Here is a 25,243-nt window from a genome sequence, read left to right on the forward strand (position 1 = left end):
TCGATATCGCCACGTGGATTGCAGCCCGCGCCTATACTCGCGCATGCCCAGAATCGACCTGCTGACCTATCCCGACGTCGCCTTTTCCACGTTGGCGACCGCTGCCGACACGCTTGGCGTGGCCAATGCGCTCGCCTCCATGCAGGCGGGCAAGCGGGCCGATGCCGCCAAGACGCCGGTGTTCGGCTGGCGACTCATTGCGCGGGACCCGTCGCGTTGGCAGGCTGCGGCAGAAACGCTCGCGTGCCCTTGTGACGCACTACCGGAAGACGACACGCAGCTCGGTGATGCGTTGATCGTCCCCCCGCTGCATTTCGACCACATTGGCACGCTGGAGCAGCGTCTGGCCTTGCTGGAAGTGGAACGCGCCACGATCCGCCGTTATCTGGATGCAGGACGGCTGGTGGCGTCATCCTTCACAGGTGTGGCGATGCTGGCCGACGTGCTGCCCGCCGGCCAACGGTTGACGGTGACATGGCTCATTGCAGGTTGGGTGCAGGGCTACTTTCCGCATTTGAAAGCCGCGCCGGCGCAGGCCATCGTCAGCAGCGGCAACGTCATCACCGCGCGGGCGATGGAGCATGGCGTTGCGCTCATGCACCGCGTGGTCGCACGCCTGGCTGATGCGCGGCTCGCGCGCACGCTGGGCAATACGGTGCTCGACCACCCCTCACGCGGCGAGGCCATCGGCATCTGGCTGCGCAGCAAACCAGCCATCCGCGACAGCGTCGTGCTGCGCGCACGGCGTTATCTGCAGCAGCATCTGCACGAACCGTTTGATCTCGGAAGACTTGCTGCCGTCGCCTCAACCAGCGAGCGGACGCTGCTGCGGCATTTCACGAAAACGGTGGGGATGTCGCCGCTGCAATTGCTGCACCGGCTGCGCGTGGAACGCGCGTGCCACCTGCTGGAAGTCAGCACGCTGAGCCTGACGACGATTGCCGAGCAGTGCGGCTATCAGGACATGTCCGCCTTCCGACGGTTGATCCGGCGGCACACGGGCCGGCCGCCAGGCGAACATCGGCGCGCGCATTCGGTGCGCGCCGAGTTGCGCAATTAAGCGGCTTTTTTCTTCTCGCCGATGCGGCTTTCCTTGCCGGCCAGCAGCTTGGCGATATTGGCGCGGTGGCGCGCGATGAGCAGCACCGCCATCAGCCCAACCGCACCGGCAATCCAGTCGAAGCCGTTCATCAGCACGTAGAAGAACGGTGCGAACACCGCCGACACCAGCGCCGCCAGCGACGAGTAGCGGAAGAACACGGCGATGATGAGCCACGTGGCCAGCGTTGCCAGCCCAAGCCACACGTTCAGCGCCAGGAGAATGCCCGCCGCCGTGGCGACGCCCTTGCCACCCGCAAAGCGATGGAACACCGGATACAGGTGCCCCAGGAACACGGCGATCACCACCAGCGCGATGCCGGTCTCATCTACGCCAAAGCGCGGCGCCAGGAATAGCGCCAGCCACACCGCCAGCCAGCCCTTGGCCGCATCACCGAGCAGCGTGAGGATGGCCGCCTTCTTGTTGCCCGAGCGCAGCACGTTGGTGGCGCCGGGGTTGCCCGAGCCGTAGGTGCGCGGGTCCGCCAGACCCATCGCGCGGCTGACCACCACGGCAAACGAAATCGAGCCGATCAGGTAGGCGGCTACGGCAAAAATGACGGTTGCGACTGGTGACATATGGAATGTGAGAAATCAGGCTGCGGGATTGTAGCGTGGTCGCAAGCGTGCCCCAGCGGCGGCGTTCGTTTCAATCGGGGTTTGCACAATTGACGGGCTGCGCGTTCAGCACCGACGTCAGCACGCTGGGCGCCAGGCTCACCAGAAAGCCGCGCCGCCCCCCGTTGATATAGATGCGCTCCAGCTCCAGCACGCTCGCCTCCACATACACCGGCATCGCCTTACGCACGCCAAACGGCGACGTGCCCCCGACGAGGTAGCCGCTATGCCGCTGCGCTACCTCGGGCTTGCACGGCTGCACGCTCTTGCGGCCGGTCTGCCGCGCGAGGTTCTTGGTCGAGACCGAGCAATCGCCGTGCATCAGCACGATGAGCGGCTTGGCGTGCTCGTCTTCCATGACCAGCGTCTTGACGACGGCGTGTTCGTCCACGCCGAGTTGGCGGGATGATTCGGTCGTGCCGCCCTTGTCGACGTAGTCATAGGTGTGTTCAGTAAAGGCCACGCCATGCGCCTTGAGGTACTGCGTGGCGGGCGTCTCGGAAACGTGCTTGGACTTGCTCATACGGGGCAGGGAAGAACGATCGCTATCCGCGCGGATGGTGCTGCGCATGCAACGTGCGCAGCCGCTCGCGCGCGACGTGGGTGTAGATCTGCGTGGTGGAAATATCCGCGTGGCCGAGCAGCATCTGCACCACGCGCAAGTCTGCGCCGTGGTTGAGCAGGTGCGTGGCAAACGCGTGCCGCAGCGTGTGCGGCGACAGCGGCGCGTGAATGTCGGCCAGCAGCGCGTAGCGCTTGATGAGATACCAGAACGCCTGGCGCGTCATGCCTTCGCCGCGCGTGGTGACGAATAGCGCGTCAGTCGTACGCTCGCCGAGCAGCGCCGTGCGACCCGTTTGACGATCCTGCAGGTACCGCCGCAGCCAATCGCTGGCTTCGGCGCCAAACGGCACCAGACGATCCTTGCCGCCTTTGCCGCCAACCACGCGCACCACACCTTCGTTCAGGCCGACTTCCACCGTTTTCAGCGCGACGATTTCCGACACGCGCAGCCCGCTCGCATACATCAGCTCGATCATCGCGCGGTCGCGTAGGCCGAGCGGCGTGTCCACATCCGGCGCGTTGATGAGCGCCTCGACTTGCGTTTCGGACAGCGTCTTCGGAAAGCGCGGCGGTTGCTTGGCCGTCGGCAGCAGGCGCGACGGATCGGTGCTCACAACGTGCTCGCGCAGTGCCCACTGGAAGAAGCGCTTGAACACGGTGCGGCGCCGGTTGGCAGACGATGCGCGACTCTCGGCATGGCGTGCGGCAAAGTAATCGGCCAGGTCGCCGTCTTCGGTTTCGGCGATGGACTTGCTGCGCTCGGCCAGCCAATGCGCGTAGAGCGTCAGGTCGCGCCGGTACGCATCGAGCGTATTGCGAGCGAGGCCATCTTCCAGCCACAGCGCGTCGCAAAAGCGCTGGATGGCATCTGCGCTTTGTGGCGGCAAGGCCGGGGCTTCGGCGTCTTTCAGTGCAGCCTTTCTCATATCAGCATCACGCCTTCGTGGCGCAGCAGCCAGTGCTTGATGTTCAGCAGGTAGCCATCCGTGTGGTGCGAAAACCCGCCGATGCCGGACGCGCTCACCACGCGGTGGCAAGGGATGAGGATCGGGAACCAGTTGTCACCGCATGCCTGGCCCACCGCGCGCGGCACGCTGCCGATCTGTTGCGCGATGGTGCCGTAGGTGATGACGCTGCCGCATGGGATGGCGCTGATGGCCCGCCACACGCGGTGCTGGAAATCGGTGCCGGCGGGGGCGAGCGGGATATCGAAAGTCGCGCGTGGGTCGCTGTAGTACGCCTCGAGCTGGCGGGCCAGTCTGGCGATCAACGCGTCTGATGAATCGACGAGGGGCGTGCTTTCGGGCAGGTAGACGAGTTCACGCAGGGCGCCTTCGGCCACGCGCACGCCCAGCTTGCCGAAAGGCGCTTCCAGAACGGCGTCGAAAGGGGATGGCATGGCGGGGCCGGCGCTCAAAAACAATCCTGCGAATCTAGCACAGGCCCCAGGCGGGCAGCGTTACTGATCCAGCTTGATGTTCTGCTGCTTGACCAGCGTGCGCATCTTGTCGAATTCACGCTTGATCTCGGCCGTGTATTGCTGCGGCGTATTGCCGACGGGCTCGGCACCGGCACCTCGGAATCGATCGACCAGGCCTGGGTCTTTCAGCGCCTTGACCGAGGCTTCGTTGAGCTTGCGGATGATGTCGTCGGGCGTGCCGGCCGGCGCGACAAGTCCGTACCACGCCGGGTCATTTGCGTCCTTCAGGCCGACTTCGGCAAAGGTGGGCACGTCGGGCAGGCTATCGATGCGCTTGTTCCACGCCACCACAATTGGCCGCAGCTTGCCGCTCTTAATGAACTGCATGGACGAGGGCAGGTTGTCGACCATGATCGGCACCTGATTGGCCAGCACGTCGTTCAATGCCGGCCCTGCACCCCGATATGGCACATGGACCATCTGCGTTTTGGTCAGCACCTTGAACTCTTCGCCCAGCATGTGGCCGATGCCGCAGGTGCCCGATGTCGCGAATGAATATTTGCCGGGGTGGGCCGTCAGCGCCGCGACAAACTCCTTGTAGTTCTTGGCCGGAAAGGTTGGGTTGACCGCAATCACGTTGGCCACGGTGGCCAGGTTGGTGATCGGCTTGAAATCCTTGAGCGGGTCGTACGAAAGCTTCGCATTGCACGCCGGGTTGACGGCATGCGTGGAGACGGTGGCGATGCCGATCGTGTAGCCATCCGGCGCAGCCTTGGCGATGGCATCGGCGCCGATCGAACCGCCGCCGCCGCCCTTGTTTTCCACTACCACGGCCTGGCCCAGCACCTTGGAAAGCTGATCGGCCACGCCGCGCCCCACGATGTCCGTCGTGCCGCCCGGCGGAAACGGAATGATCAGCTTGAGCGGCTTGGCCGGGTAGTTGTCGGCCAGCGCCGGCCCGCATAACAGCGTTCCAGCGGCTGCGATCAGGCTGGCGATCAGTCGTCCCTTGGTCATCGTCATCCTCCTTGTGGCTTGGTGTGCGTTCTGCGTTCTTGTGGGGAAACTGCTGAATAGCACAACCGCACACGCCAACCACGCGGCAACCGGGGAAACCCTGAAAAGCGAATCGTCAGATTGTCAGGTTCCGAGCAGCCCGCTTTTCAGATCGCGGTCGACCGGGCTGTTGCCGATGAAGATGCTGAGCACAGCCTGGTAGAAATCTTCGCCGGGGATGGCCTTGGTGCGCGCCACGCCATTGATGCTGATGGTGGTGCCGGCATCGGGCGCGTAGTCAAAGTTGATGGTGTCGCCGCGCTTGGTGGAGCCGATCTGGCGCATCGCGTCTTCCAACTGCGTCAGACGGTCGGCCAGCCTCTGCATTTGAATTTCTGTCTGGTTGCGGTGGATGCCGTCGTTCAGCGCGTGGATGAACGTATCGGCGCCCACATTACGCAGCGGGTGGATCTGCAGCCGCTTCGGTCCCTTCATGCCGAGGATGACCGCCGCATTCTTCGCACGCTCGGGCAGGTACAAGCCTGCGACATAGCCCTTGATGACAAACACTGAACGCAGGCCCGTGCCATTGAGCAGCAGTTCGCGGCCAGCCACACGGGCGGCGTCGTCGAACGGCACACCCTCGACGTTCACCGTGGCCCATGCGGGGCTCGCGCACGCGGCGCAGAGCATCGCGCCCATGACGCCGCCGCGCCACGCGCGTGCCATCCTGGATGAACGGGCACGCACAGCAACCTGCAATGCGCAACGGAGATGAACAAGAGCGGAAAACATCGAAATGGGCGGTTTGAGATTAAGCCGCCATTTTCCCGATATTTTATTTGCAAACAATTAGTGTCTGCCCTGATGCGCAAGCGTTTGCGTACTAGGCGGTATAAGGGCCCACTGGCGTGAGCGTTAAGCACGTATTCGTGGTTTTGTGCTACACGCACTTTGTTGGTTTTTAAACTAATCGGCGTGGCAACTTGGAAAGCCAGATTAAAGGCACATCACAGTCCTGATGCGTTGGCGTGCCTAACCCGAGCGAGCGCTCACGTCGTCTGCGCCAGCGCCCAGGCCACGTGTTCACGCACGAGTTCCGAGGCGTCATCGGTGCGTGCTTTCAAGGCGGTAATCAGTTGCGCGCGCGTGGTATCCGGCAGCGGGGCGCGCAGTGCGTTGCCGATCGCCACGGCAATGTTGCGCAGCCAGCGCTCGTGCCCGATGCGGCGGATCGGACTGCCTTCCAGTCGCTGGTTGAATTCGGCGTCGGTCCAGTTGAACAGCTCAGCCAGCGTGGCCGCGTCCAAGCCGTTGCGCACGTCAAAGTCGGGCAGGTTGGCCGGCACGGCAAACTTGTTCCATGGGCAGATGAGCTGGCAGTCGTCGCAGCCGTATATGCGGTTGCCCATCGCTGCGCGCAGGTCGACCGGGATGCTGCCCTTGTGCTCGATGGTCAGGTACGAGATGCAACGGCGTGCGTCCACCGTGTACGGCGCGACGATGGCCTGCGTAGGGCACACGTCGATGCAGCGCGTGCAGTTGCCGCAGTGGGGCTCCACGGGTGGATCAACGGGAAACGGCAGGTCGACGAGGATTTCGCCGAGGAAGAACATCGAGCCCGCATCGCGGTCCAGCAGCAGCGTGTGTTTGCCACGCCAGCCCAGGCCGCCGTTGGTCGCCAGCGCGACTTCCAGCACCGGTGCCGAATCGGTGAACACGCGAAAGCCGTACGGCCCGACGGCGCCTGCAATCTTTTCGGCCAGCTTCTGCAGGCGTTGGCGCAGTACCTTGTGATAGTCGCGGCCGCGTGCGTAGAGCGAGACAGTCGCGACTTCGGGGCGGCTCAGGCGGTCCCACTCGATGGTGCGCCAGTCGCCGCCGGCCATTCGCGGATCGGCCAGATGTGGCAGATACGGCATCCGCGCGACGATGGCGCGTACCGTTCCGGCAACAAGTTCGGCCGGGCGTGCGCGGAGCATGCCGTGGTTCGCCATATAATCCATGTCACCGTGAAACCCCTGCGCAAGCCATGTCTGGAGCCCTTCTTCAGCGTGCGACAGGTCGACATCGGCGATGCGGATTGCATCGAAACCGAGTTCGGCACCCCAGGAGCGAATCTGCGCCACAAGCGCGTGCATGCCGGCCTCATCGGCTGGCAAGCGTGCATCCAGACTCGTTTCAGGTGATGACGTGGGGGTGGCGGACATGCCCAAATTGTACGCAATGCCCACCGTGCTCCCTGCCGACGCGCCTTCTGGTCTGACCCCTTCGCTCGCCGAGCGCACGCTTTCGCTCGTCGATGAAGCGGCCACGTCAGCGTTTGGCGCGGCGCTCGCGCAAGCCGTGCTGGCATTGGGCGCACGCCCCGTGCAGATGCAGCTCTCGGGCGATCTGGGCGCGGGCAAGACGACGCTCTCTCGCGCCATCCTGCGCGGCCTCGGACACACGGGGCGCGTGCGCAGTCCCACCTATACGCTGGTCGAACCTTACGACGTTGCCGGAACCATGGGCACGCAGAAGGTCTATCACTTCGACCTGTACCGCTTTGCCGATCCCGAAGAATGGACTGACGCCGGGTTCCGCGATTGCTTTGCCGAACCCGCGCTGTGCCTGGTCGAATGGCCCGAGAAGGCGCAGGCGCTGCTCGGCACGCCCGATCTGCACATCGCTTTATCGGTCGACGTTGTGCACGAAACCTACGATGACGGCGTTGAGCATGCACCGCGCCTTGCACGTCTGAGCGCACGCACGCAGACCGGCCTTCAACTTTTAGAGTCCTTGCAACACCTGCTCCCATGCTGATCAAGCATCTGCCGACCGACCAACCGGATGATCCGAACCTGCCGAGCCAGGCCCGCCGCCAATGGCTCACGCGCATGGCGAAGGCCAGCGCAGGCACGGTCATCCTGAGCCTGGTGGGCCCGCAGATTGCGCGCGGCGCCAACATCGTCGCCGTGCGCGTATGGCCCGCCGAGGACTACACGCGCGTGACCATCGAATCCGACGTCGCGCTCAAGGCTACGCATCAGCTCATCAAGGACCCGGATCGCCTGATGGTCGATATCGACGGGCTCGACCTGAACCCGACGTTGCGCGAGCTGGTCGCCAAGATCGCGCCGAACGATCCGTACATCCGACAGGTGCGCGTGGGTCAGAACCGACCGAGCGTCGTGCGTCTGGTGTTTGACCTGAAGGAAAGCGTCAACCCGCAGGTGTTCACGCTGCTGCCGATTGCGGGCTATCGCAACCGGCTCGTCTTCGATCTGTACCCGACCAACCCGCCCGACCCGCTGATGCAGCTCGTGCAGGCCACCGAGGGCAAGCAAGAGCGTTTTGCTGCGTCAGGCGGCACGCCGATGCCGTCGCCGTCGGATGACGATGACCCCATCGCCGCGCTGGCACGCAGCAGCAGCGGCAGCAGCCCAACCAAGCGGCCGATCGAAGAGCCGCACCCCCCGGCGCTTGCCAACCGCACGCCGCCGCGCAAGGTCCCGCCGGCGACCTCTACGAATCCTCCGTCGACGCTCGCCAACGCGCCGAACACGCCGCCGCTGGAGATCGTTCCCGAGCAACCCGTGCCGCGCGCGCCGTCGAACGGCCCGCGCATGCGCCGGCTGCTCACGGTCGCCATCGATCCTGGCCATGGCGGCGAAGACCCGGGCGCCACGGGCGGTGCCGGCACACACGAGAAAGACGTGGTGCTCTCGATCGCCCGCATGCTCAAGGCCAAGATCGACGCCCAGCCCAACATGCGCGCCATGATGACGCGCGATTCCGACTACTTCGTCCCGCTGGGCGTGCGTGTGCAAAAGGCGCGCCGCGTGCAGGCGGATCTGTTCGTCTCCATCCATGCCGATGCGTTTCTCTCGCCGGAAGCGCGCGGGGCATCGGTGTTCGTGCTGTCCGATCGTGGTGCTTCGAGCGCGCAGGCCAAGTGGCTCGCCAACAAGGAAAACGCGGCCGACATGATCGGCGGGGCGAATCTTGGCTCGAAAGACGCGCAAGTCACGCGCGTGCTGCTGGACTTGTCGACCACCGCACAGATCACCGACAGCATGAAGGTCGGCAGGGCGGTGCTGGACCAGATTGGCGGCATCAACCGGCTGCACAAGGGGCAGGTCGAGCAGGCGGGCTTTGCGGTGCTCAAGGCGCCGGATATTCCGTCGATCCTGGTCGAGACGGCCTTCATCTCGAACCCGGAAGAAGAAGCCAAGCTCAACGACCTGGGCCACCAGAACCAGCTTGCCGACGCCATCCTGCGCGGCATTCGCGCCTACTTTGCCAAGAACCCGCCGTTGTCGCGCAACCCGGGCGTCTGACGCATGACGACGCTCGTGCTGCGCGAAGGCGGTGCGTCTGACGCCAGCACCATCGCCGACATCCACACGCGGAGCTGGCAGAGCGCATATCGCGGGCTCGGCATCCTGTCCGACGCGTATCTCGACGACGTGGCCAACGTCGAGATGCAGGCCAAGTGGCGTGAACGCATGATTGCACCCGTTGTTGGGCAATACGTGTGGTGTGCCGATCTGGACGGCGAAACCATCGGGTTTCTCTGCACCCTGCGTGAAGACGACACGCCCTGGGGTGCGCTCGTCGACAACCTGCATCTGCTGCCGGCGTCACGCGGCCATGGTGTCGGCAAGCGCTTGATGGGCGAAGCGGCGCGCTTGGCCGCGGCCCAGGGCATCACACAGTTGCATCTGCGGGTGTACGAGGCGAACACTGCCGCGATCGGCTTCTACGAAGCGCTGGGCGGTGTGCCGGTCAGCCGGGATTGGCTGGAGACGGCCGACGGCGGGCACGCTTGGGTGCGCACCTACCACTGGCCGGAAGCGGAATTCGCGAGCTTGACGAGCTTGCGCTGATCAAGCCGGGCGGCTGGTCGGGGCAACTGCGCCGGCCTCCGCATGGGCAACGCGATCAGCATACCTGCGCGCCAGCGTCGAGCACACGATGAGCTGCAACTGGTGATAGATCATCAGCGGCAGCACGATCAGGCCGAGCGCGGGGTTGCCGGCAAATAGGATCTTCGCCATCGGCACGCCGTTCGCCAGGCTCTTCTTCGAGCCGCAGAACACGGCGGTGATCTCGTCGGCCAGGTTGAAACCCGCGCGCCGCGACAGCCATGTCGTCGCACCCAGCACGACGAACAGCAGCGCGCCGCTCATGACGGCCACCGCCACGATGGTCTCCCACGGATACTTCGACCACACACCTGCGTGCGTGGAATCGGCAAACGAGTTGAACACGATCAGCAAGATGACCGCGCGGTCGACCTTGTTGATGATCGGCTTGTGTTTGTTGATGAAGCCGCCGAGCACTGGGCGCAGCAACTGGCCCAGCACGAACGGCAGCAGCAGTTGCTCGGCCACGCCCAGCAGCGCCTTGCCGACTGAGAGGTCCGCGCCTGACGCCTGGATGACGAAGCTCATCAGCAGCGGCGTGGCGATCATGCCGATCAGGCCCGAGATGGTCGCGTTGAAGATGGCGGCCGGCACATTGCCCTTGGCCATCGCTGTCATCGCCACCGACGACGAAACCGTGGATGGCAGCGCGCACAGATAGAACACGCCCAGCAGCAGCTCAGCCGGAATGAACGGCTTGCACGCAAACAGGATGACCGCGCCGATCAGCGGAAACAGGATGAATGTGCAGCTCTGCACGAACAGATGCAGGCGCCAGTTGCGCGCGCCTTCCACGATTTTCTCGCGCGAGAGCGCTGCGCCGTGCAGAAAAAACACCAGCGACACGCCGACGATGGTGACAATGTCCAATCGCAACGGACCGTCGCTCGCGCCCAGCGCGGGGAAGAACAAGGCGAGCGCGACCATCACCAGCATGGCGCGAATGAACCCATCGATATGGGACAACAACGGAGACAACAGCGGAATCTTCATGTGCGTGCGCGGTCACCATTACGTAACGGCGCGGGTTGGATGGCAGGATAGGCGCTATTGCACAACATCCCTATCTAGAATACAAATGCATTGATCGAATCAATTCATACGCCGTCAGCATGAATGTCACCCTGCGCCAATTGCGTGTCTTCCTCGCCGTGGCACGTGCGCACAGCTTCAGCCGCGCGGGCGACACCATTGGCCTGACACAGCCGGCCGTGAGCCGCTCGATTTCCGAGCTGGAAGGCGAACTGGGCTTGAAGTTGCTCGACCGCACCACCCGCGAAGTCGTGCTGACGGAAGTGGGGCGCTCGCTGGCGACGGCGCTCGACCGCCTCGTCGCTGATCTGGACGACACGTTGCAACAGGCGCGCCAAGTGGGCGAGCAGCGGCGGGGGCGCGTGGTGGTGGCGTCCAGCCCGACGGTGTCGACCCGGCTGATGCCGGTGTACGTGGCAGAGTGCGCGGTGCGCTATCCGGATATCCGCATGATCGTGCGAGACTCCGTGCAGGTCGACACGCTGCAATTGATCCGCACGGGCGGAGCAGATTTCGGTGTGGTGGTGGAACCGCTCGATACCGAGGGCCTATGGACCGAGCCGCTGCTGATCGATCCGTTCTGCCTCGTCTGTCGCAAGGATCATCCACTCGCGCAACGCAGCAGCGTGCGCTGGAAAGATCTGCATCGCACGGCGGTTGTCCTGCTCGACCATGCTTCGGGCAGCCGCCCGCTCATCGATCGTATTTTCCTGCGCCACGGCGTTCACCCTGACGTTGCGCAGGAGATGGGCCACAGCAGCGCCGTGTTTGGCATGGTGGAAGCGGGCATCGGCGCGGGCGTGGTGCCATCGCTGTCGTTGCCGCTGCCGTCGTCGTCGCCATTGGTGGCGGTGCCGCTGTCACCAAAGGAAACGCGCGCCATCGTGCTGGCGCGCCGGCATGACCGGTCGCTCTCGCCGGCGGCCGAGGCGGCGTGGCAGATGATTCGCCGGATGGCGCTGCCCGCCACCTGATGGCCTGATCGATTCGCTTACTTAGGCTGCATGCGGATGGCGCCATCCAGGCGGATGGTTTCGCCATTGAGCATCGGGTTCTCGACGATCGCGCGCGCGAGCTGCGCATACTCCGCCGGCTTACCGAGGCGCGGCGGGAACGGCACCATCTTGCCCAGCGCGTCCTGCACTTCGGCGGGCATGCCGAGCAGCATCGGTGTCTCGAAAATGCCCGGTGCAATCGTCATCACGCGGATGCCGTCGCGCGACAGGTCACGTGCAATCGCCAGCGTCATCGCCACCACGCCGCCCTTGGATGCCGCGTAGGCCGCCTGGCCAATCTGTCCGTCAAACGCCGCCACCGATGCCGTGTTGATGATCACGCCGCGCTCGCCGCCGGCGTTGGGCGTGTTACCGGCCATGGCCGTCGCGGCCAGGCGGATCATGTTGAACGTGCCGATCAGATTGATATTGATCACACGTGCGAACTGATCCAACGGATGCGGGCCCGTCTTGCCCACCGTGCGCGATGCCGTGGCGATACCCGCGCAGTTCACCAGCCCGCGCAGCGTGCCCAGCGATGTAGCGGCCGCCACAACGGCTTGCCCGTCCGCTTCGGACGTAACGTCGCAACGCACGAAGCGGCCGCCCAGTTCCTGCGCCAGCGCGGTGCCGGCGGCTTCGTTCAGGTCTGCAATTACCACCTTGCCACCGGCTTCCGCCAACGTGCGGGCCGTGCCTGCGCCCAGTCCCGACGCGCCGCCGGTGACGATGAATACCTGATCGCGAATCTCCATGCCGTGTCTCCTCGTTTGTGGATTGCGAGTTACTTGACGTTTACGTCAACGTCATATGGTAGCGCGAAGCGGCCGACGATCGCGCAAAAAAAACGGCGCCTCGATCATGAGGCGCCGTTTTCCCTGGCGGGTATTTGCGGGTGCGCTTAGTCCTGCAGGGCACCGAACACGCGGGCCGTGATTTCGTCCACGTTGCCCACGCCGCTGATCTTGCGGTACTTCGGCGGCGCAACCTTGGCGGCGCCATTGCCGTTGGCGGCCCACTGCGAGTAGTAGTCGACCAGCGGACGCGTCTGGTTCTCGTACACGTCCAGGCGCTTGCGCACGGTTTCTTCCTTGTCGTCGTCGCGCTGGATGAGCGCTTCGCCGGTTTCGTCGTCCACGCCTTCGGTCTTGGGCGGGTTGTACTTGATGTGGTACGTGCGGCCCGATGCCACATGCACGCGGCGGCCGCTCATGCGCTCGATGATGGCGTCGAACGGCACGTCGATTTCCAGCACGTAGTCGATTGCCACGGCGGCATCTTTCATGGCTTCCGCTTGCGGAATGGTGCGCGGGAAGCCATCGAACAGGTAGCCGTTCTTGCAGTCAGGTTGTTGCAGGCGGTCTTTTACGAGGCCGATGATGATGTCGTCCGACACCAGGCCGCCGGCATCCATCACCTTCTTCGCTTCGATACCCAGCGGGGTACCTGCCTTGACGGCCGCGCGCAGCATGTCGCCGGTGGAGATCTGCGGAATGCCGAACTTTTCGCAGATGAATTTGGCTTGCGTACCTTTGCCGGCGCCGGGCGCGCCCAACAGAATCAACCGCATGGTGACGAGTTCCTCAAGTTTTCGAATCCTGTCGCGCTGTCAGGCCAGATGAAGCGCGTTGGGAATCGGTCCGAGAGGGCGGATTCCCAATACGCCTGGTGATAAAGCCATGGCGACGCAATCGACGCAAACAGGCAGCCTAGCGGGCGAAGTTGACGCCAGCCTTACCGGACTCTGGGGAATCAGGCGTCCGCCGGACGGCGGCACCCATGGCTCGATTTGTCTCCCTGTCGCCGCTGTGGCGCCTGCGTGGGCGCCGTCATGCGGCTTGTCGTCCTCGCGATTATGCCATGGCGGGGCCGGGGTTTTAGCAGCCCTGCGCGCAAAGTTCAGAGAAATCGCGGCTTCAGGGGCCGTCCTGGGACAGGAGTTCGGCCCAGGCAGCGCGCACTCGGGCGAGGTCTTCGGGGGTGTCGACACCGGCGGCGGGGGCGTCATCGGTGGTCAGCACGGCAATGCGCTCACCGTGCCACATGGCGCGTAGCTGCTCCAACTGCTCGGTTTGCTCGATGGGGGCAGCGGCCAATTGCGGGAAGCGGCGCAGGAATCCGGCGCGGTACGCGTAGATGCCGATATGACGCAGCACGGGCATGGCCGGCAGCGGGCGCTCCGCAACGGACCGCGCCATGACCGCGGGTGTCCAGGTATCGCGCGCCCAGGGCAGCGGCGCGCGCGAGAACAGTAGTGCGCGGTCAGCGGCGTCCAGCACGACCTTGACGACGTTCGGGTTGAAGATGTCGGCCGGGTCGTGGATGGGGTGGGCAGCGGTGGCGATGGCGCAGTCGGGGTGATCGCGCAGATGCGCGGCCACGTTGTCGATCAGCGTCGGTGCGATCAGCGGTTCGTCGCCTTGCACGTTGACGACGATGGCGTCATCGGGCAGGCCCAGCACGGTGGCCACTTCGGCGAGGCGGTCGGTGCCGGAGGCGTGGTCGGCGCGCGTGAGCACGGCTTCCACGTGATGCTGCATGCAGGCGTCGGCGACCGATGCGGCATCGGTGGCGACCACCACGCGCGCGGCGGACGACTGATGCGCGCGTTCAGCCACGCGCACCACCATCGGCTTGCCGTCGATATCGGCCAGCGGTTTGTTGGGCAGCCGCGTGGACGCCAGCCGCGCGGGAATGACAGCGATGAACGGCGCGTGCGACATGGCGGCGACCTTCGTATCAGGCCGGATCGACCGGCGTGCCTTCCACGGTCTGGCGTGCTTCATCGGCCAGCATGACCGGGATGCCGTCGCGGATCGGGTAGGCCAGCTTGTCGACGTGGCAGATCAGTTCGTTGTTGGCGCGGTCGTGTTGCAGCGTGCCCTTGCACAACGGGCAGACGAGGATTTCCAGCAGGCGATTGTCCATGGCGGTAGAGGCTCCGTGGCGGTCGCTCAAAGGGTAGGGCGGCGCGCCGGTACAGCGGATAGGGTGACGTTATTGTGCGCTCGCCTTGAGCGTTGCGCGATCGGCCAGGGCGCGTACGCGCTGGCAGACCTGTTCGACCAGCGCTGTGTCGACCACCGGTGTGGTCGGCACCACCCAGATGCGCGGGTCGTCGAGATGGCCGCATTTTACGGCATCCTTTTCGGTGATCAGGATGACCTCGGCGTGGCTATCGGTGAAGGGGCTGTTGGCGAAATCGTAGTGATCGGGCAACGGCAGCGTGCTCGGCTTGAGGCCGGCGGCCCGGAGCGAGGCGAAGAAGCGCTCCGGGTTGCCGATGCCGGCCGCGGCCAGCAATTGCTCGCCTTCGATGCGCGCGAACTGAGCGAGCGGGCGGCGCAGCGCCGGGTCGGCCAGGTTGTACGCGTCCTGCAGCTCGAGGTGCATGCCGAAGACGTTCGGGCGATCGGGCGTGGCGTGGTAGTTCGGGTCGTTGATGAGCGTGGCGTCACGGCGGCGCGCCATCGGTTCGCGCAGTGGGCCGGCTGGCAGTAGGAAGCCGTTGCCGCCCATGCGCGTGTCGAACACGATGATTTCGATATCGCGGCGCAGACGATAGTGCTGCAGGCCGTCGTCGCAGACGATCACATTGCAGCCCGGGTGCGAGGCGAGCAGCGTCTGCGCGCACAGCACACGATCGGGGAAGACCCACACCGGCAGATCGGTGGCGCGTGCGATGAGCAGCGGTTCATCGCCGACGTCTTCTGCGCGGGAGTGTTCGCGCACAGGGCGCGGATGCTTCAGTTGTGCACCGTAGCCACGCGAGACGATGCCTGGCCGCAGGCCGGCTTCAGCCAGCGCCGACGCCAGCGCAATCACGGCAGGCGTCTTGCCGGCCCCGCCCACCGTAACGTTGCCGATCACCACCACCGGCATCGGCAGCCGCACCGAGCGCAGCACGCCAGTGCGGAACAGCAGCCGGCGCAAGGCGCTCACCCCGCCAAACAGCCAAGACAGCGGCCACATCACCCACGCAAACCAGCCGCGTTGCTGCCATTGGCGTGTGACGAAGCTGGCGAGGCGGTGCTGGGCGACGGGCATGCGGCGTGATTGTGATTTAAAGGCAGTCTCTTAGCGGGCGTTGCCGGTTTGCGTGGCGAAGGTCAGGTGCGACAGACCGGCCACACGCGCGGCTTCCATGACATTCACCACCGCCTGGTGCGCGGCTTGCGCATCGGCGTTGACGATGACGATGGGCTCAGGGCCGCCGGCCTTGCCTGCGGCATTGCGCAGGGCGTCGGCCAGGCTGGTGACATCGCGCGTGTCGAGCACTTGCTTGTCGACAGAGTAGACACCATTGGCCGTGACGGACACGACGATCTGGCCCGGGCGCTCGGTGGCTTTTTCAGCCTCGGCGGTGGGTAGGTTGACCTTCAGTTCGGTGTAGCGGGAATACGTGGTCGTGATCATCAGGAAGATGAGGATCACGAGCAGCACGTCGATCAGCGGGATCAGGTTGATCTCCGGCTCTTCGCGGGCACGGCGCGGGCGGAAGCGCATGGCTATTTCCAGTAAGGCGTGGCCCGGATCAGCCGCGCCGCGGCGGCAGGATCGCGTCGAGGTACGTGGTGGAGAGATGCTCCAGCTCGACCACGTAGTTATCGACCACGCCACGGAAGTAGCGCCAGAAGATCAGTGTCGGGATGGCCACCACCAGGCCCAGCGCGGTGTTGTACAGCGCGACCGAGATGCCGTGCGCCAGCGCCTGCGGGTTTGTACCAGCGGCGGTCTGGCTGCCGAAGATCTCGATCATGCCGACCACCGTGCCGAACAGGCCCATCAGCGGCGCCACCGAGGCAATCGTGCCGAGCGCGTTCAGATAGCGCTCCAGGCGGTGCGCAACGTTCTGGCCGGCTTCTTCCACCACTTCCTTGGCGGCATCGCGCGTGGTGTTCGGATGCAGTACCACATGGCGCAGCGCAGCGGCCAGCAGGCGGCCCAGCGGTGAGCCCTGTTCCAGCGTGTTGACCACTTCTGGCGTGGCGCGGCGCTGATGCGCGACGGCCAGCGCCTCGTCATACACCTTGGGCGGAATGATCTTCTTGTGTTGCAGGGCGACGAAGCGTTCGATGATGAGCGCGAGTGCGAGCACCGAGGCGATCAACAGCGGCCAGATTGGCCAGCCGGCGGCTTGAATGATGGAAAACACTGGACAACCCGTTTTGTCGTTGTGGAAGGAGTGTGATTCTGTTCTGGTTTGCTGCTTGTGCCGTCCGCGTCCCCGAACGCTGTTCGTTGCGGCAAAAACAGGCAGCACTCTAGCGCGTCGGACCTGCCACGGCAACACGATGGCGCAGCATCGTGACATGCGCAGACGATGGTCAACGCGCTGTCACGAAAGATGCGGGCCGCGGCAATCCACAGCCAAGCGGGACAGTCTTGTGGACGGGTTGTGGACATTGCCCGAACAAGCAAACTAAGTGCTTGATGCGAAAGGGAGTTCGGTGCCGTGCTTAAAAAATATGCAAACGGCATTTCTGTGGCCAATCTATGAACAAGCGCTGTCGGATCCGGTAAAACGGCGAGTAATCCCCACCGCTGCGGGACAGTTGTGTGGATGGGTTGTGGACATTGCCTCAACAAGTACGTTAAGTGCTTGATCTAAAAGGAAGTCCAATGGCGTGCTCAAAAATGAGGCAACCGGGGTTTTGGCGTGGATCTGGAGAAAAACGCGGGCGCGCCTCGAAAAAGCGTGAGGAAATCCACACCGACACGGGACAGTCTTGTGGACGGGCTGTGGACATTGCCCGGACAAGCACCTTAAGTGACTGATTCAAAAGGGTGTTCTGGACTTCGCTTAAAAATTGTGCAGCGGGGTTTCACCCGAAAAAATTGGGATGCGCGGCCCGAACGTGTGAGAATCGACGGCCGATTTATCCACTGCCCAGGCGTCACACCACGGTTTTCCAGTGCCGCTGTGGATAACTTTGTGAACATCCTTGGGGCGCCTGCGCTAAATGCTTGACGCAGAACGAAATTACTTGCGCTGCTGAAATTTTGACATGGGTGGATTTTTCATAAGAATCAAGGGGTTGCGTCAAAATGCAGAGAGCGAGTCACCTAGCCTCTGTCAAGCTTGACAACCACGTTATGCTGTGGACAGGTAGCCCGCTTGGCGTGGATTGCCTCCCCTATTCAAGGTAGAAGTCGCCCCGAAGCCTCATCGTTTTGCGCTCCTCGCACCACTTATGACCCCGCCGCCGTCTTCCCGCCGCCCGTTTTGGATGGATGCCACCGCACCCACGCCCGCACCCACGCCCGAGACGCCGGCAGCACCCGCCGCTGCGTCTGGACTGAACCGAGGCTCGCAGGACGTGCTTACCGTCAGCGACGTCAACCGCCGCATTGCGGGGCTGCTTGAACGCAACTTTCCGCTGGGTTGGGTGCGCGGCGAGATTTCGAACTTCACGCGCGCGGCCAGCGGACATTGGTATTTCTCGCTCAAGGATGCGGGCGCGCAGATTCGCTGCGTGATGTTCAAGGGCCGTAACCAATACGCCGATTTCACCCCGCGCGAAGGCGAGGCCGTCGAGGTGCGTGCGCTGGTCACGCTGTACGAGGCGCGCGGTGAACTGCAATTGAGCGTAGAAGCGATCCGCCGGGCCGGCCTGGGAAATCTGTACGAGGCCTTCCTGCGGCTGAAAGCCGCGCTGGAGGCGCAAGGCTTGTTCGAGGCCGACCGCAAACGGCCCCTGCCGCGGCATCCGCGTGCGATTGGCGTGGTGACGTCGCTGCAGGCAGCGGCCTTGCGCGACGTGCTGACCACCCTGCGCCGGCGCGCGCCGCATGTACCGGTGGTGGTCTATCCCGTGCCGGTGCAGGGCGCCGGTGCGTCGGAGCGCATCGCCGCCATGCTGGAACGGGTCAACGCCCGGGCCGAGGTCGACGTCATCATCCTGTGCCGGGGCGGCGGCAGCATTGAAGACCTATGGGCCTTCAACGAAGAGCCGGTTGCACGTGCGGTTGGTGCATCGGAAATTCCCATTGTGGCGGGCGTCGGGCATGAGACGGATGTGACGATCGTCGACTTTGTGGCCGACGTGCGAGCGCCCACGCCGACTGCGGCGGCCGAACTCGTCAGCCCCGACCGTGCCCGCATGCTGCGCGATGTGGGGCGCGACTGGGATGCGCTCTCGGCACAGTTGCGCCGCCAGCTCGATCGCCGCGCGCAGGCCGTCGATTGGCTTGCGCGCCGCCTGCGCAGCCCGCAGGCGCAGATGCGCGAACGCCGCACGCAGCTGGCGCATCTGGAAGGCCGCCTGCGCTTTTCCCTGACCGGCCGCGTGCAGCGCGCGGAACACCTCCAGCGTCTCCTGACGATGCGCTTGGCCGCCGCCCGCCCCGACGCCACGCGAGAGCGCATTCGCCTGCAGCAAGCCGAAGCGACGCTGGCACGCCTCATGCGAGACAGGCTGGCTCGCGCGCAGGAGCGCCTGGGACGTCAGCACAGCGGGCTGGAACTGCTGGCGCCCCAGCGCACGCTGGAGCGCGGTTATGCAGTGCTGCTCGATGCCAAGGGCCATGCCATCCGCGATCCGAACGCACTGCATGCCCGGGCACGTATCGAGGCCCGGCTGGCGCAAGGCACGGCTGACATCGAAATCGCCCAGGTGCAAACCAAGCTCGAACTGTGACCAGCGCATGACCTTATAGCGGTAACGAATGCGATTCCGCACGCGTTTAGCGGGTATTCCCACTATTTGGCATGCGGTTTGCACCGGTTTTGCAAGTCTCCTACAATCGTCGCTCCCAACCTGTACAACCCACAGAAGGCAAGAACAATGGAACACACGCTCCCCCCGCTGCCGTACGCCCAAGACGCTCTGGCGCCGCACATCTCCAAGGAAACGCTGGAGTTCCACTACGGCAAGCACCACCAGACCTACGTCACGAACCTGAACAACCTGATCAAGGGCACCGAGTTCGAGAACCTCAGCCTCGAAGACATCGTCAAGAAGTCCTCGGGCGGCGTGTTCAACAATGCCGCACAGGTGTGGAACCACACGTTCTACTGGAACGGCCTGAAGCCGCAAGGCGGCGGCGCTCCGACCGGCGCGCTGGCTGACGCCATCAACGCCAAGTGGGGCAGCTTCGACAAGTTCAAGGAAGAGTTCACGAAGACGGCCATCGGCACCTTCGGTTCGGGCTGGGCCTGGCTGGTGAAGAAGGCCGACGGCTCGCTGGATCTGGTGTCGACCTCGAACGCAGCCACGCCGCTGACGACCGATGCGAAGCCGCTGCTGACTTGCGACGTGTGGGAACACGCCTACTACATCGACTACCGCAACGCCCGTCCGAAGTACGTCGAGGCGTTCTGGAACCTGGTCAACTGGGACTTCGTTGCCAAGAACTTCGCCTAAAGCGAATTGTAGCGTGACAATATAGTTCGGAAAATGGCGTAATAGTTTGGAAAATTCGAACGTGTTGTGGCGCTAAAGTTCGGAAAGCGCAATTAGATCAAGGCCCTCTGCTTGCAGAGGGCCTTTTCTTTTGATCGTGAGATTCGGATTCTTCCACTCGAGTAAGGTGGCTGGAGCGAGAAGATCGACAGCCTACTAAGTTTGTTGCCTCACCTTAGCCGGCTGATTGGGGTGCTACTTAAATATGAAAAATAATATAAAAAAATCATTGTCATAAGCCAGTACAGGAAGTCAAACAAATTCTGGACGTAATAATTCCAAAAGAGTATGTTTTTCGTTGGCTGTGATTTAACGAATTACTGGCTCGCCAGATCAGACTCACTTTTCCAACGTAAGAAATCCTGGGCAGCCCGCCACGCCGGCCCCAGCGGCTGTAGGCTGCTACGGCAGCCGATTTGCTCTTTTGCGTTGCTGGGCGAATTGCCGAGGATGCCTCCAAACCTATTTCAGGTTGAAGGCCTGCCTATTCCACTTCAATACAGGAGGTTGTGATGTAAAAAAAAGCCAATCTCGGAGGACTGGCTTTCTTTCTTGGCTCTTGAGCAGGGCGTTACTGCGAGACTGGACATCCGCAGTATTGTCTCCGGCCTCAGCCAAGTCAAGCCCTTTTTTTCCCGAGATTTTCTCAAAACGCAGCAGTTGCGAGTGGCGCGTTGCCTTATGGGCACGTGCTCATTTGTCATGGACGGCGCTCGCCTATCACTAGCTGAAGAGAGCCGGTTCGTTGCGAATGACTTTTGGAGAACTCAGGCCATGAGCAAGGTTATGACGTGGGAGAAGCTACGGAAGATGATTGCGTCGGGAATAGGGCAGGGACACGGGGAAGCCTACCGGCCGTTCATAGAAGTGAGGCGAAAAAACGCGAGTCCAAGGGGAAATCAATCCGTAGGCCCACTTCCGGGCACTACCAGGCCTTTCCATGCCTTGACTCGAGTTGAGCGACAGATCGGTGTGCTTTGCTATTGGCTTGGTGCGCTCGACGTTCGAGAGCAGTTCCCGGCTTGGCCTTTCGCGCACCCGCATCCGCTGGCCGGCACCGAGGGTGGCGGCTTATTCGGCAAGATCACTGCTCCGGGATTGCTGACACTTGCTGAGGAGGCTGGAATTGCCCATGGGGTGTTTCCGGGCAGCGATGTTCCCTATGTTGCAACTCTCGACGTTGTCGTGACTCTAGCCGGGCAAGCGGCCCCGCGAATCGTAGTCTTTTCCTGCAAGGGCCGAGGGGACCTTGAAAGCGCGTCGTCCACTTCGAGGATGATGCAGCGGCTTGAGCTTGAGCGTCGCTACTGTGCTGCGATTTCGGCGACGTATCACGTAGCTCACGAGCTTGCGCTATCCCCAACGCTTCTGTCGAACCTCGAAGACTGTGGTGCCTCGTTACAGGTAGAGCAGAAAATACGCGCGGCGCCCGGATTTTCGCGCTTCGCCAGTCTATTGAACGAGGCAATTTCGCAAACGTCAATCCGTGCCGCAGTCGAGTATGCGACCGCCGGCTCGAGCATGCAGAGGCAACTAGCATGGCCTGCATTCAAGCTGCTTGCTTGGCGACTTGACGTCGACATCGATCTATCCGTCCCCACACAGACCTCTCAGATGGCCGAGTTGGGGGGAAGGGGACTGCGAGCAGCGTTGCGTCGCCGGCTTTTCCAGGAGGCGCGGAATGCATGAGATTCGGGCAAATCTCGTCTTGCGAATCCCTCCTGCCTCCCGCTTTGCTGGTTCCTACCGGGTCGTATTAGTTAATCGGGCAGCAGACAGCCTATGGCTGATTGCGCTTTCTAAAGTAGCCGGGGAGTCGCTGGCCTACTATCGTCGCCCACGGCGCTACTCCCTCCGAGAAATGGAAGTTCTTCTGGGGCAGTCTGGGGCGGAAATTGGTGAAGGGGACGTTCCAGCCGAATGGCTGCTTTCCGATGATCAAATTCAGTCACGATATGAGCGTGAGAACGCGTCTTCCAAGCGCTGCAGTCAACTTTCAGTACGCGATAGGCGATGGAGCATCCTCGCGCCGATACTGAGCCAATACACCACATTCGCCCTACTCGAAGGCGGCCTTTACTATCGCGCGCTCGAACAGCGCGCCCGAGAACTTGGAGTGCGAGTAAAGGTCGTGGCCTCTCTGTTGCATCTGTACTGGGCCGGCGCATGCATCATGAATGCGTTGCTGCCTAGGTACTACAACTCAGGGGCAAGGGGCCAGATACGCATTCAACGGAAGAAGCTTGGGGCACCAGATGTCGCTGCGCGCAATGGAGTTGCTCATGCCGCCGATTTCATCATCAGCCAGGACGATCGTGAAAAACTAAGTTTTGGTTGGGAGACATTCCTTAGGCCAGGACTAACCGTGGCCTCGGCCTACCTCCGAACGATGGAGGCCTTCTATCGTGACCGTGTCAGCGTGGTGGATGGCCGGGAAGTTCCTATCCTCAAGACGACGCACGAACGGCCAACGATTCGGCAATTCCGCTATTGGGGAACGGGTCGATCGGACATGCGGTCAGCGTCCCTGTTGCAGTTGCGTGAAGGAGAGTTTGAGAAGCGTCATCGGGCTCTGCCGGGAACGGCTCGCGATGGCGTACACGCTGTTGGTCAACTTGCATACTGCGATGCAACTCCAAATGATGTGCATCTGGTTTCTGCTGTGTCACGCATTCGTCCAGTGGGGACCGCACACAGAATCTTAATTGTGGACGCGTACACCGGGCTGTGGGCGGGCCTCTATTGCGGCTTCGAGCCTCCCTCGGCATGCACTGCTCTGTTGGCGGTGGCGAATGCGGCACAAGACAAAGTGGACTTCTGCGCTCGTTTTGATATCGAGATCACGCCGCAGATGTGGCCAGCGATTGCATTTACTCGGTATCTGGCCGACAACGGTGAGTTCAGAGCGCAGGCATCGATTCTCCCCATTGCAGCCTTCGGCAGTACTTTGGAGTTTGCACCTGTTGGCCGAGCGGACCTGAAGAGCCCCGTTGAGTCGAGCCATCATGTCGTTCAAGGGCAGCTCGACCACAAAGTCGACGGAACGACGCGTGGCAAGCGCCGTGATCGCGGGGAGGATCACCCCGCCATCAATGCGGTATTGACCTACTTCGAGTACATGAGGCATTTGATTCGCCGGATCTTGCATCACAACAACGTTGCAAGCTGCGAACACTTGCTCACAACAGAAATGCGCCGCGATGGGGTGTGTCCCACGAGAACCAGCATTTACCAATGGTGCGTGGAGAACGGCTACGTTGCTGGTGTGCCGCCGTCCTCTGAGGTTGTCCGAGCCCATTTGCTCCCGGCGATGCCAGCTATCCTGACGGGTTCCGGCGTGTACCTTCTCAGGCCCGATAGAGGCCGTAGATCTGAATATGTTCGCGGCGCGCGCTTCGTTGGCGAAGTGTTGCTACGGGACGGGCTCATGCGCGAGGCGCGTCGGCGACATAGCGAAATTGAAGTGCGGGGTGACCCACAGGATCTCAGCAGAGTATGGCTTGTACGGAACGGCGTGCACGAACTGAAGAACGTCGTCAGCCACGATCCTCTAGCCATCAAGGAATGGACGCTGGCCGATCATCTTGCCGTTCAGGACGACGATGCGTTTGCTAAGCATCAAGCACGAGGTGAAGACGAGCAGCTGGAGTCCATGCTCGACACGCTCTTGTTCGCGGATGTCGATGCCGCGAAGCGGGAAAAAATGTTGGAGGTCGAGCGACAGCATAGACGGCCATCCAAACGAGAACTCACCTCGAACATCCGACAGAATCGCGAACTCGAAAAGACGCTGATGGAGTCGACCTCCCTTGGCGAGAGAGGCGTCGTGCCGCAATTCACCGAGCCGCAGCGTGAAACGGTTCCGACAACGGGCAGCGGACCAGCCGAGCCCTACGTCGCATCGACTGAGTGTAGTTCCGCGGCAGTTGATTTGTTGCGACAGTTCCATAGCAAAAGGTCGCGCACATGACGTCTATCTCTCGCGCTAACGACAATCCACTTATTGCCGATTTGCCGCTGCCGGTGCCATTTGAGCGTCTTCCCACGCTTCTCGAGGGAACCTCATTGGTTGACGCGCTGACTCGATCAGCGACCGTCCGTGACAGGGAGTGGTTGCTTTCAAGAATCGAGAATCACTTTGTTCCCACGCCTATAGCGGTCGAGATTGCCGATGCACTGCTGACAGCGATCCATAGCGGTTATTTGGATCGCAACCCGAATCTGTTAGAGGTAAAAAGGCAACGCTATGTTGTGGTCGGACGTGATGCGCCAAGCAGCACAACCAAGCCGGGATTTGCGCCAAGGAGCGCGCGTTGCATGACGATTTCGGGTGTCACCGGTTTGGGTAAATCTATGATCGTCGATCGAACGCTGACCTTGTTGCCTCAGACGATTGAGCATGGCCCCAATGAGGCTGCGGGCTGGAATAGCCAGAAGCAGTTGGTGTGGATCAAGGTTGCGATGACGTCGGATGGCAGCCGGCTGGGGTTCATCATGCAAATCTACCAGCAGGTTGATGCGGCGTTAGGGACGGACTATTTCGCTCAGTACTCAAGTAAGAAGTTGACCATTGAGCATCATCTGGTCGCAGTCTCGAAGATACTGTTTAACTGCTTCCTTGGTGCGTTGATCGTCGAAGAGATTCAGCCGCGGAACTTTGGGGAAGTAGCATCTCGCGACGTCATGCTGCTGTTCTTTCTTCGTCTGGCGAACCTTGGCATTCCCATCGTACTCATAGGCAATCCTATGGGGTTCAAAGGGTTCGAGAACTTTACGCAGGACGTGCGCCGTTTGACCTCCGGCGGGCAGTTCGAGCTTTGGCCTGCACTATCCGGCCAGGATAGGGATTGGGTGGAGTTTTTGGTTCCGGGTATGCTCGAGTTCAATGTCATGCCGAAGCCGCCGGCACTGAACAATGCCGCGGACTTGCTGTTTCGCCATACCGGAGGCGTTACGGACTTTCTGTCGAAGATCGTTGCGCAGGCGCAAATGCATGCCCTTAGACGAGGGCAAGACCGAATTACTGACGCCGATGTACTGGCCGCATATCAGGGGCCGGTGATCAGGGCCAATCACCCGTTAATTCGAACCCTAGTCGCTCAAGACGGAGTGGCATTGGGCGAAATTCTCGACGTCCCCCACCAGGCGTTCCTGGCTAGATGGGGCGCGAGCAATGCCGTCAGTGAGGAGCAGAAGCCCAAGTCT

At 62.6% G+C, this 25,243-nt stretch carries 24 protein-coding genes; 9 read left to right on the forward strand and 15 right to left on the reverse strand.

Annotated elements, in window-relative coordinates:
* The first annotated feature begins 43 nt into the window (after nucleotides 1-43).
* On the forward strand, nucleotides 44-1,060 hold the full coding sequence (locus tag BG83_RS0100520; protein WP_024974880.1) for a GlxA family transcriptional regulator: 1,017 nt from the start codon (nucleotides 44-46) through the stop codon (nucleotides 1,058-1,060).
* Here the strand turns inward: BG83_RS0100520 and plsY are convergent.
* From plsY to queG, 7 genes are all read right to left on the reverse strand, one after another.
* The gene (gene plsY, locus BG83_RS0100525) at nucleotides 1,057-1,677 is read right to left on the reverse strand and encodes a glycerol-3-phosphate 1-O-acyltransferase PlsY (RefSeq protein WP_024974881.1); all 621 of its coding nucleotides are present in this window, start codon (nucleotides 1,675-1,677) and stop codon (nucleotides 1,057-1,059) included. The two genes, BG83_RS0100520 and plsY, sit on opposite strands and share 4 nt — an antisense overlap.
* Nucleotides 1,678-1,747: 70 nt before the next feature.
* Nucleotides 1,748-2,239, reverse strand: a complete 492-nt coding sequence (gene ybaK, locus BG83_RS0100530; RefSeq protein ID WP_024974882.1) for a Cys-tRNA(Pro) deacylase — start codon at nucleotides 2,237-2,239, stop codon at nucleotides 1,748-1,750.
* A gap of 22 nt (nucleotides 2,240-2,261) precedes the next feature.
* Complete coding sequence (gene xerD, locus BG83_RS0100535) at nucleotides 2,262-3,206, reverse strand: site-specific tyrosine recombinase XerD (protein ID WP_024974883.1); 945 nt, start codon at nucleotides 3,204-3,206, stop codon at nucleotides 2,262-2,264.
* Nucleotides 3,203-3,679 (reverse strand): methylated-DNA--[protein]-cysteine S-methyltransferase, encoded by a 477-nt coding sequence (locus BG83_RS0100540; protein ID WP_024974884.1) that lies wholly within the window; start codon nucleotides 3,677-3,679, stop codon nucleotides 3,203-3,205. The genes xerD and BG83_RS0100540 overlap by 4 nt, the downstream gene beginning before the upstream one ends.
* 60 nt (nucleotides 3,680-3,739) lie before the next feature.
* Nucleotides 3,740-4,717 carry a tripartite tricarboxylate transporter substrate binding protein BugE gene (locus BG83_RS0100545; RefSeq protein ID WP_024974885.1) on the reverse strand — a complete coding sequence of 326 codons (978 nt, stop codon included), beginning with the start codon at nucleotides 4,715-4,717 and terminating at the stop codon, nucleotides 3,740-3,742.
* Nucleotides 4,718-4,840: 123 nt separating this feature from the next.
* The gene (locus BG83_RS0100550; RefSeq protein ID WP_024974886.1) at nucleotides 4,841-5,491 is read right to left on the reverse strand and encodes a chalcone isomerase family protein; all 651 of its coding nucleotides are present in this window, start codon (nucleotides 5,489-5,491) and stop codon (nucleotides 4,841-4,843) included.
* A 257-nt stretch (nucleotides 5,492-5,748) separates the two neighbouring features.
* Nucleotides 5,749-6,906, reverse strand: coding sequence for a tRNA epoxyqueuosine(34) reductase QueG (queG, locus tag BG83_RS0100555; RefSeq protein ID WP_024974887.1), 1,158 nt, complete (start codon nucleotides 6,904-6,906; stop codon nucleotides 5,749-5,751).
* Between the two features lie 16 nt (nucleotides 6,907-6,922).
* Here queG and tsaE point away from each other — a divergent pair, with 16 nt between their 5' ends.
* The 3 genes from tsaE to BG83_RS0100570 are packed head-to-tail and all read left to right on the forward strand — an operon-like array spanning nucleotide 6,923 to nucleotide 9,567.
* Nucleotides 6,923-7,501: a tRNA (adenosine(37)-N6)-threonylcarbamoyltransferase complex ATPase subunit type 1 TsaE gene (gene tsaE, locus BG83_RS0100560; protein ID WP_024974888.1), complete on the forward strand. Its 579-nt coding sequence runs from the start codon at nucleotides 6,923-6,925 to the stop codon at nucleotides 7,499-7,501.
* Nucleotides 7,495-9,018 (forward strand): N-acetylmuramoyl-L-alanine amidase, encoded by a 1,524-nt coding sequence (locus BG83_RS0100565; RefSeq protein ID WP_024974889.1) that lies wholly within the window; start codon nucleotides 7,495-7,497, stop codon nucleotides 9,016-9,018. Before tsaE ends, BG83_RS0100565 begins: the two co-directional genes overlap by 7 nt.
* A 3-nt stretch (nucleotides 9,019-9,021) precedes the next feature.
* Nucleotides 9,022-9,567, forward strand: a complete 546-nt coding sequence (locus BG83_RS0100570; protein WP_024974890.1) for a GNAT family N-acetyltransferase — start codon at nucleotides 9,022-9,024, stop codon at nucleotides 9,565-9,567.
* Here BG83_RS0100570 and BG83_RS0100575 read toward each other — a convergent pair whose 3' ends face one another.
* On the reverse strand, nucleotides 9,568-10,599 hold the full coding sequence (locus BG83_RS0100575) for a bile acid:sodium symporter family protein (RefSeq protein ID WP_024974891.1): 1,032 nt from the start codon (nucleotides 10,597-10,599) through the stop codon (nucleotides 9,568-9,570).
* Nucleotides 10,600-10,718: 119 nt separating this feature from the next.
* On the opposite strand from BG83_RS0100575, the gene BG83_RS0100580 reads away from it, so the two are divergent.
* Nucleotides 10,719-11,612: a LysR family transcriptional regulator gene (locus tag BG83_RS0100580; protein WP_024974892.1), complete on the forward strand. Its 894-nt coding sequence runs from the start codon at nucleotides 10,719-10,721 to the stop codon at nucleotides 11,610-11,612.
* Nucleotides 11,613-11,629: 17 nt separating this feature from the next.
* Here the strand turns inward: BG83_RS0100580 and BG83_RS0100585 are convergent, their stop codons facing one another.
* The 7 genes from BG83_RS0100585 to BG83_RS0100615 form a co-directional block, all read right to left on the reverse strand.
* Complete coding sequence (locus tag BG83_RS0100585) at nucleotides 11,630-12,388, reverse strand: 3-hydroxyacyl-CoA dehydrogenase (RefSeq protein WP_024974893.1); 759 nt, start codon at nucleotides 12,386-12,388, stop codon at nucleotides 11,630-11,632.
* Between the two features lie 146 nt (nucleotides 12,389-12,534).
* Nucleotides 12,535-13,203, reverse strand: a complete 669-nt coding sequence (adk, locus tag BG83_RS0100590) for an adenylate kinase (protein ID WP_024974894.1) — start codon at nucleotides 13,201-13,203, stop codon at nucleotides 12,535-12,537.
* Between the two features lie 346 nt (nucleotides 13,204-13,549).
* Nucleotides 13,550-14,356, reverse strand: a complete 807-nt coding sequence (kdsB, locus tag BG83_RS0100595) for a 3-deoxy-manno-octulosonate cytidylyltransferase (protein WP_024974895.1) — start codon at nucleotides 14,354-14,356, stop codon at nucleotides 13,550-13,552.
* 16 nt (nucleotides 14,357-14,372) lie between these two features.
* Complete coding sequence (locus BG83_RS0100600) at nucleotides 14,373-14,561, reverse strand: Trm112 family protein (protein ID WP_004631803.1); 189 nt, start codon at nucleotides 14,559-14,561, stop codon at nucleotides 14,373-14,375.
* Nucleotides 14,562-14,630: 69 nt separating this feature from the next.
* Complete coding sequence (gene lpxK, locus BG83_RS0100605) at nucleotides 14,631-15,680, reverse strand: tetraacyldisaccharide 4'-kinase (RefSeq protein WP_024974896.1); 1,050 nt, start codon at nucleotides 15,678-15,680, stop codon at nucleotides 14,631-14,633.
* 30 nt (nucleotides 15,681-15,710) lie between these two features.
* Nucleotides 15,711-16,139, reverse strand: a complete 429-nt coding sequence (locus BG83_RS0100610) for an ExbD/TolR family protein (RefSeq protein ID WP_004631807.1) — start codon at nucleotides 16,137-16,139, stop codon at nucleotides 15,711-15,713.
* 28 nt (nucleotides 16,140-16,167) lie between these two features.
* Entirely contained in the window at nucleotides 16,168-16,788 is a 621-nt protein-coding gene (locus BG83_RS0100615; protein ID WP_024542269.1) for a MotA/TolQ/ExbB proton channel family protein, read from the reverse strand.
* A gap of 1,075 nt (nucleotides 16,789-17,863) precedes the next feature.
* Between BG83_RS0100615 and xseA the strand changes: the two genes are divergently transcribed.
* From xseA to BG83_RS0100640, 4 genes are all read left to right on the forward strand, one after another.
* Nucleotides 17,864-19,273, forward strand: a complete 1,410-nt coding sequence (gene xseA, locus BG83_RS0100620; RefSeq protein WP_024974897.1) for an exodeoxyribonuclease VII large subunit — start codon at nucleotides 17,864-17,866, stop codon at nucleotides 19,271-19,273.
* Nucleotides 19,274-19,420: 147 nt separating this feature from the next.
* Nucleotides 19,421-19,999, forward strand: coding sequence for a superoxide dismutase [Fe] (gene sodB / locus BG83_RS0100625; RefSeq protein WP_009241368.1), 579 nt, complete (start codon nucleotides 19,421-19,423; stop codon nucleotides 19,997-19,999).
* A 1,720-nt stretch (nucleotides 20,000-21,719) separates the two neighbouring features.
* Nucleotides 21,720-24,008, forward strand: a complete 2,289-nt coding sequence (locus BG83_RS0100635) for a hypothetical protein (protein ID WP_152543653.1) — start codon at nucleotides 21,720-21,722, stop codon at nucleotides 24,006-24,008.
* Nucleotides 24,005-25,243 (forward strand): ATP-binding protein (locus BG83_RS0100640; protein ID WP_152543654.1); only part of this gene is annotated, 1,239 nt, incomplete at its 3' end. The genes BG83_RS0100635 and BG83_RS0100640, both read left to right, overlap by 4 nt.

The organism is Ralstonia pickettii (assembly GCF_000607165.1).
In the GTDB taxonomy this organism is placed as follows: domain Bacteria; phylum Pseudomonadota; class Gammaproteobacteria; order Burkholderiales; family Burkholderiaceae; genus Ralstonia; species Ralstonia holmesii.

Excerpts from the sequence above, each read along its gene's own strand:
- queG (WP_024974887.1), bottom strand. The coding sequence starts at position 6,906 with ATGTCCGCCACCCCCACGTCATCACCTGAAACGAGTCTGGATGCACGC.
- adk (WP_024974894.1), bottom strand. The coding sequence starts at position 13,203 with ATGCGGTTGATTCTGTTGGGCGCGCCCGGCGCCGGCAAAGGTACGCAA.
- BG83_RS0100540 (WP_024974884.1), bottom strand. The coding sequence starts at position 3,679 with ATGCCATCCCCTTTCGACGCCGTTCTGGAAGCGCCTTTCGGCAAGCTG.
- BG83_RS0100585 (WP_024974893.1), bottom strand. The coding sequence starts at position 12,388 with ATGGAGATTCGCGATCAGGTATTCATCGTCACCGGCGGCGCGTCGGGA.
- ybaK (WP_024974882.1), bottom strand. The coding sequence starts at position 2,239 with ATGAGCAAGTCCAAGCACGTTTCCGAGACGCCCGCCACGCAGTACCTC.
- tsaE (WP_024974888.1), top strand. The coding sequence starts at position 6,923 with ATGCCCACCGTGCTCCCTGCCGACGCGCCTTCTGGTCTGACCCCTTCG.
- BG83_RS0100565 (WP_024974889.1), top strand. The coding sequence starts at position 7,495 with ATGCTGATCAAGCATCTGCCGACCGACCAACCGGATGATCCGAACCTG.
- BG83_RS0100580 (WP_024974892.1), top strand. The coding sequence starts at position 10,719 with ATGAATGTCACCCTGCGCCAATTGCGTGTCTTCCTCGCCGTGGCACGT.
- xerD (WP_024974883.1), bottom strand. The coding sequence starts at position 3,206 with ATGAGAAAGGCTGCACTGAAAGACGCCGAAGCCCCGGCCTTGCCGCCA.
- BG83_RS0100610 (WP_004631807.1), bottom strand. The coding sequence starts at position 16,139 with ATGCGCTTCCGCCCGCGCCGTGCCCGCGAAGAGCCGGAGATCAACCTG.
- BG83_RS0100550 (WP_024974886.1), bottom strand. The coding sequence starts at position 5,491 with ATGTTTTCCGCTCTTGTTCATCTCCGTTGCGCATTGCAGGTTGCTGTG.
- BG83_RS0100575 (WP_024974891.1), bottom strand. The coding sequence starts at position 10,599 with ATGAAGATTCCGCTGTTGTCTCCGTTGTTGTCCCATATCGATGGGTTC.
- lpxK (WP_024974896.1), bottom strand. The coding sequence starts at position 15,680 with ATGCCCGTCGCCCAGCACCGCCTCGCCAGCTTCGTCACACGCCAATGG.
- BG83_RS0100635 (WP_152543653.1), top strand. The coding sequence starts at position 21,720 with ATGCATGAGATTCGGGCAAATCTCGTCTTGCGAATCCCTCCTGCCTCC.
- xseA (WP_024974897.1), top strand. The coding sequence starts at position 17,864 with ATGGATGCCACCGCACCCACGCCCGCACCCACGCCCGAGACGCCGGCA.
- BG83_RS0100600 (WP_004631803.1), bottom strand. The coding sequence starts at position 14,561 with ATGGACAATCGCCTGCTGGAAATCCTCGTCTGCCCGTTGTGCAAGGGC.
- plsY (WP_024974881.1), bottom strand. The coding sequence starts at position 1,677 with ATGTCACCAGTCGCAACCGTCATTTTTGCCGTAGCCGCCTACCTGATC.
- BG83_RS0100570 (WP_024974890.1), top strand. The coding sequence starts at position 9,022 with ATGACGACGCTCGTGCTGCGCGAAGGCGGTGCGTCTGACGCCAGCACC.
- kdsB (WP_024974895.1), bottom strand. The coding sequence starts at position 14,356 with ATGTCGCACGCGCCGTTCATCGCTGTCATTCCCGCGCGGCTGGCGTCC.
- BG83_RS0100545 (WP_024974885.1), bottom strand. The coding sequence starts at position 4,717 with ATGACCAAGGGACGACTGATCGCCAGCCTGATCGCAGCCGCTGGAACG.
- sodB (WP_009241368.1), top strand. The coding sequence starts at position 19,421 with ATGGAACACACGCTCCCCCCGCTGCCGTACGCCCAAGACGCTCTGGCG.
- BG83_RS0100520 (WP_024974880.1), top strand. The coding sequence starts at position 44 with ATGCCCAGAATCGACCTGCTGACCTATCCCGACGTCGCCTTTTCCACG.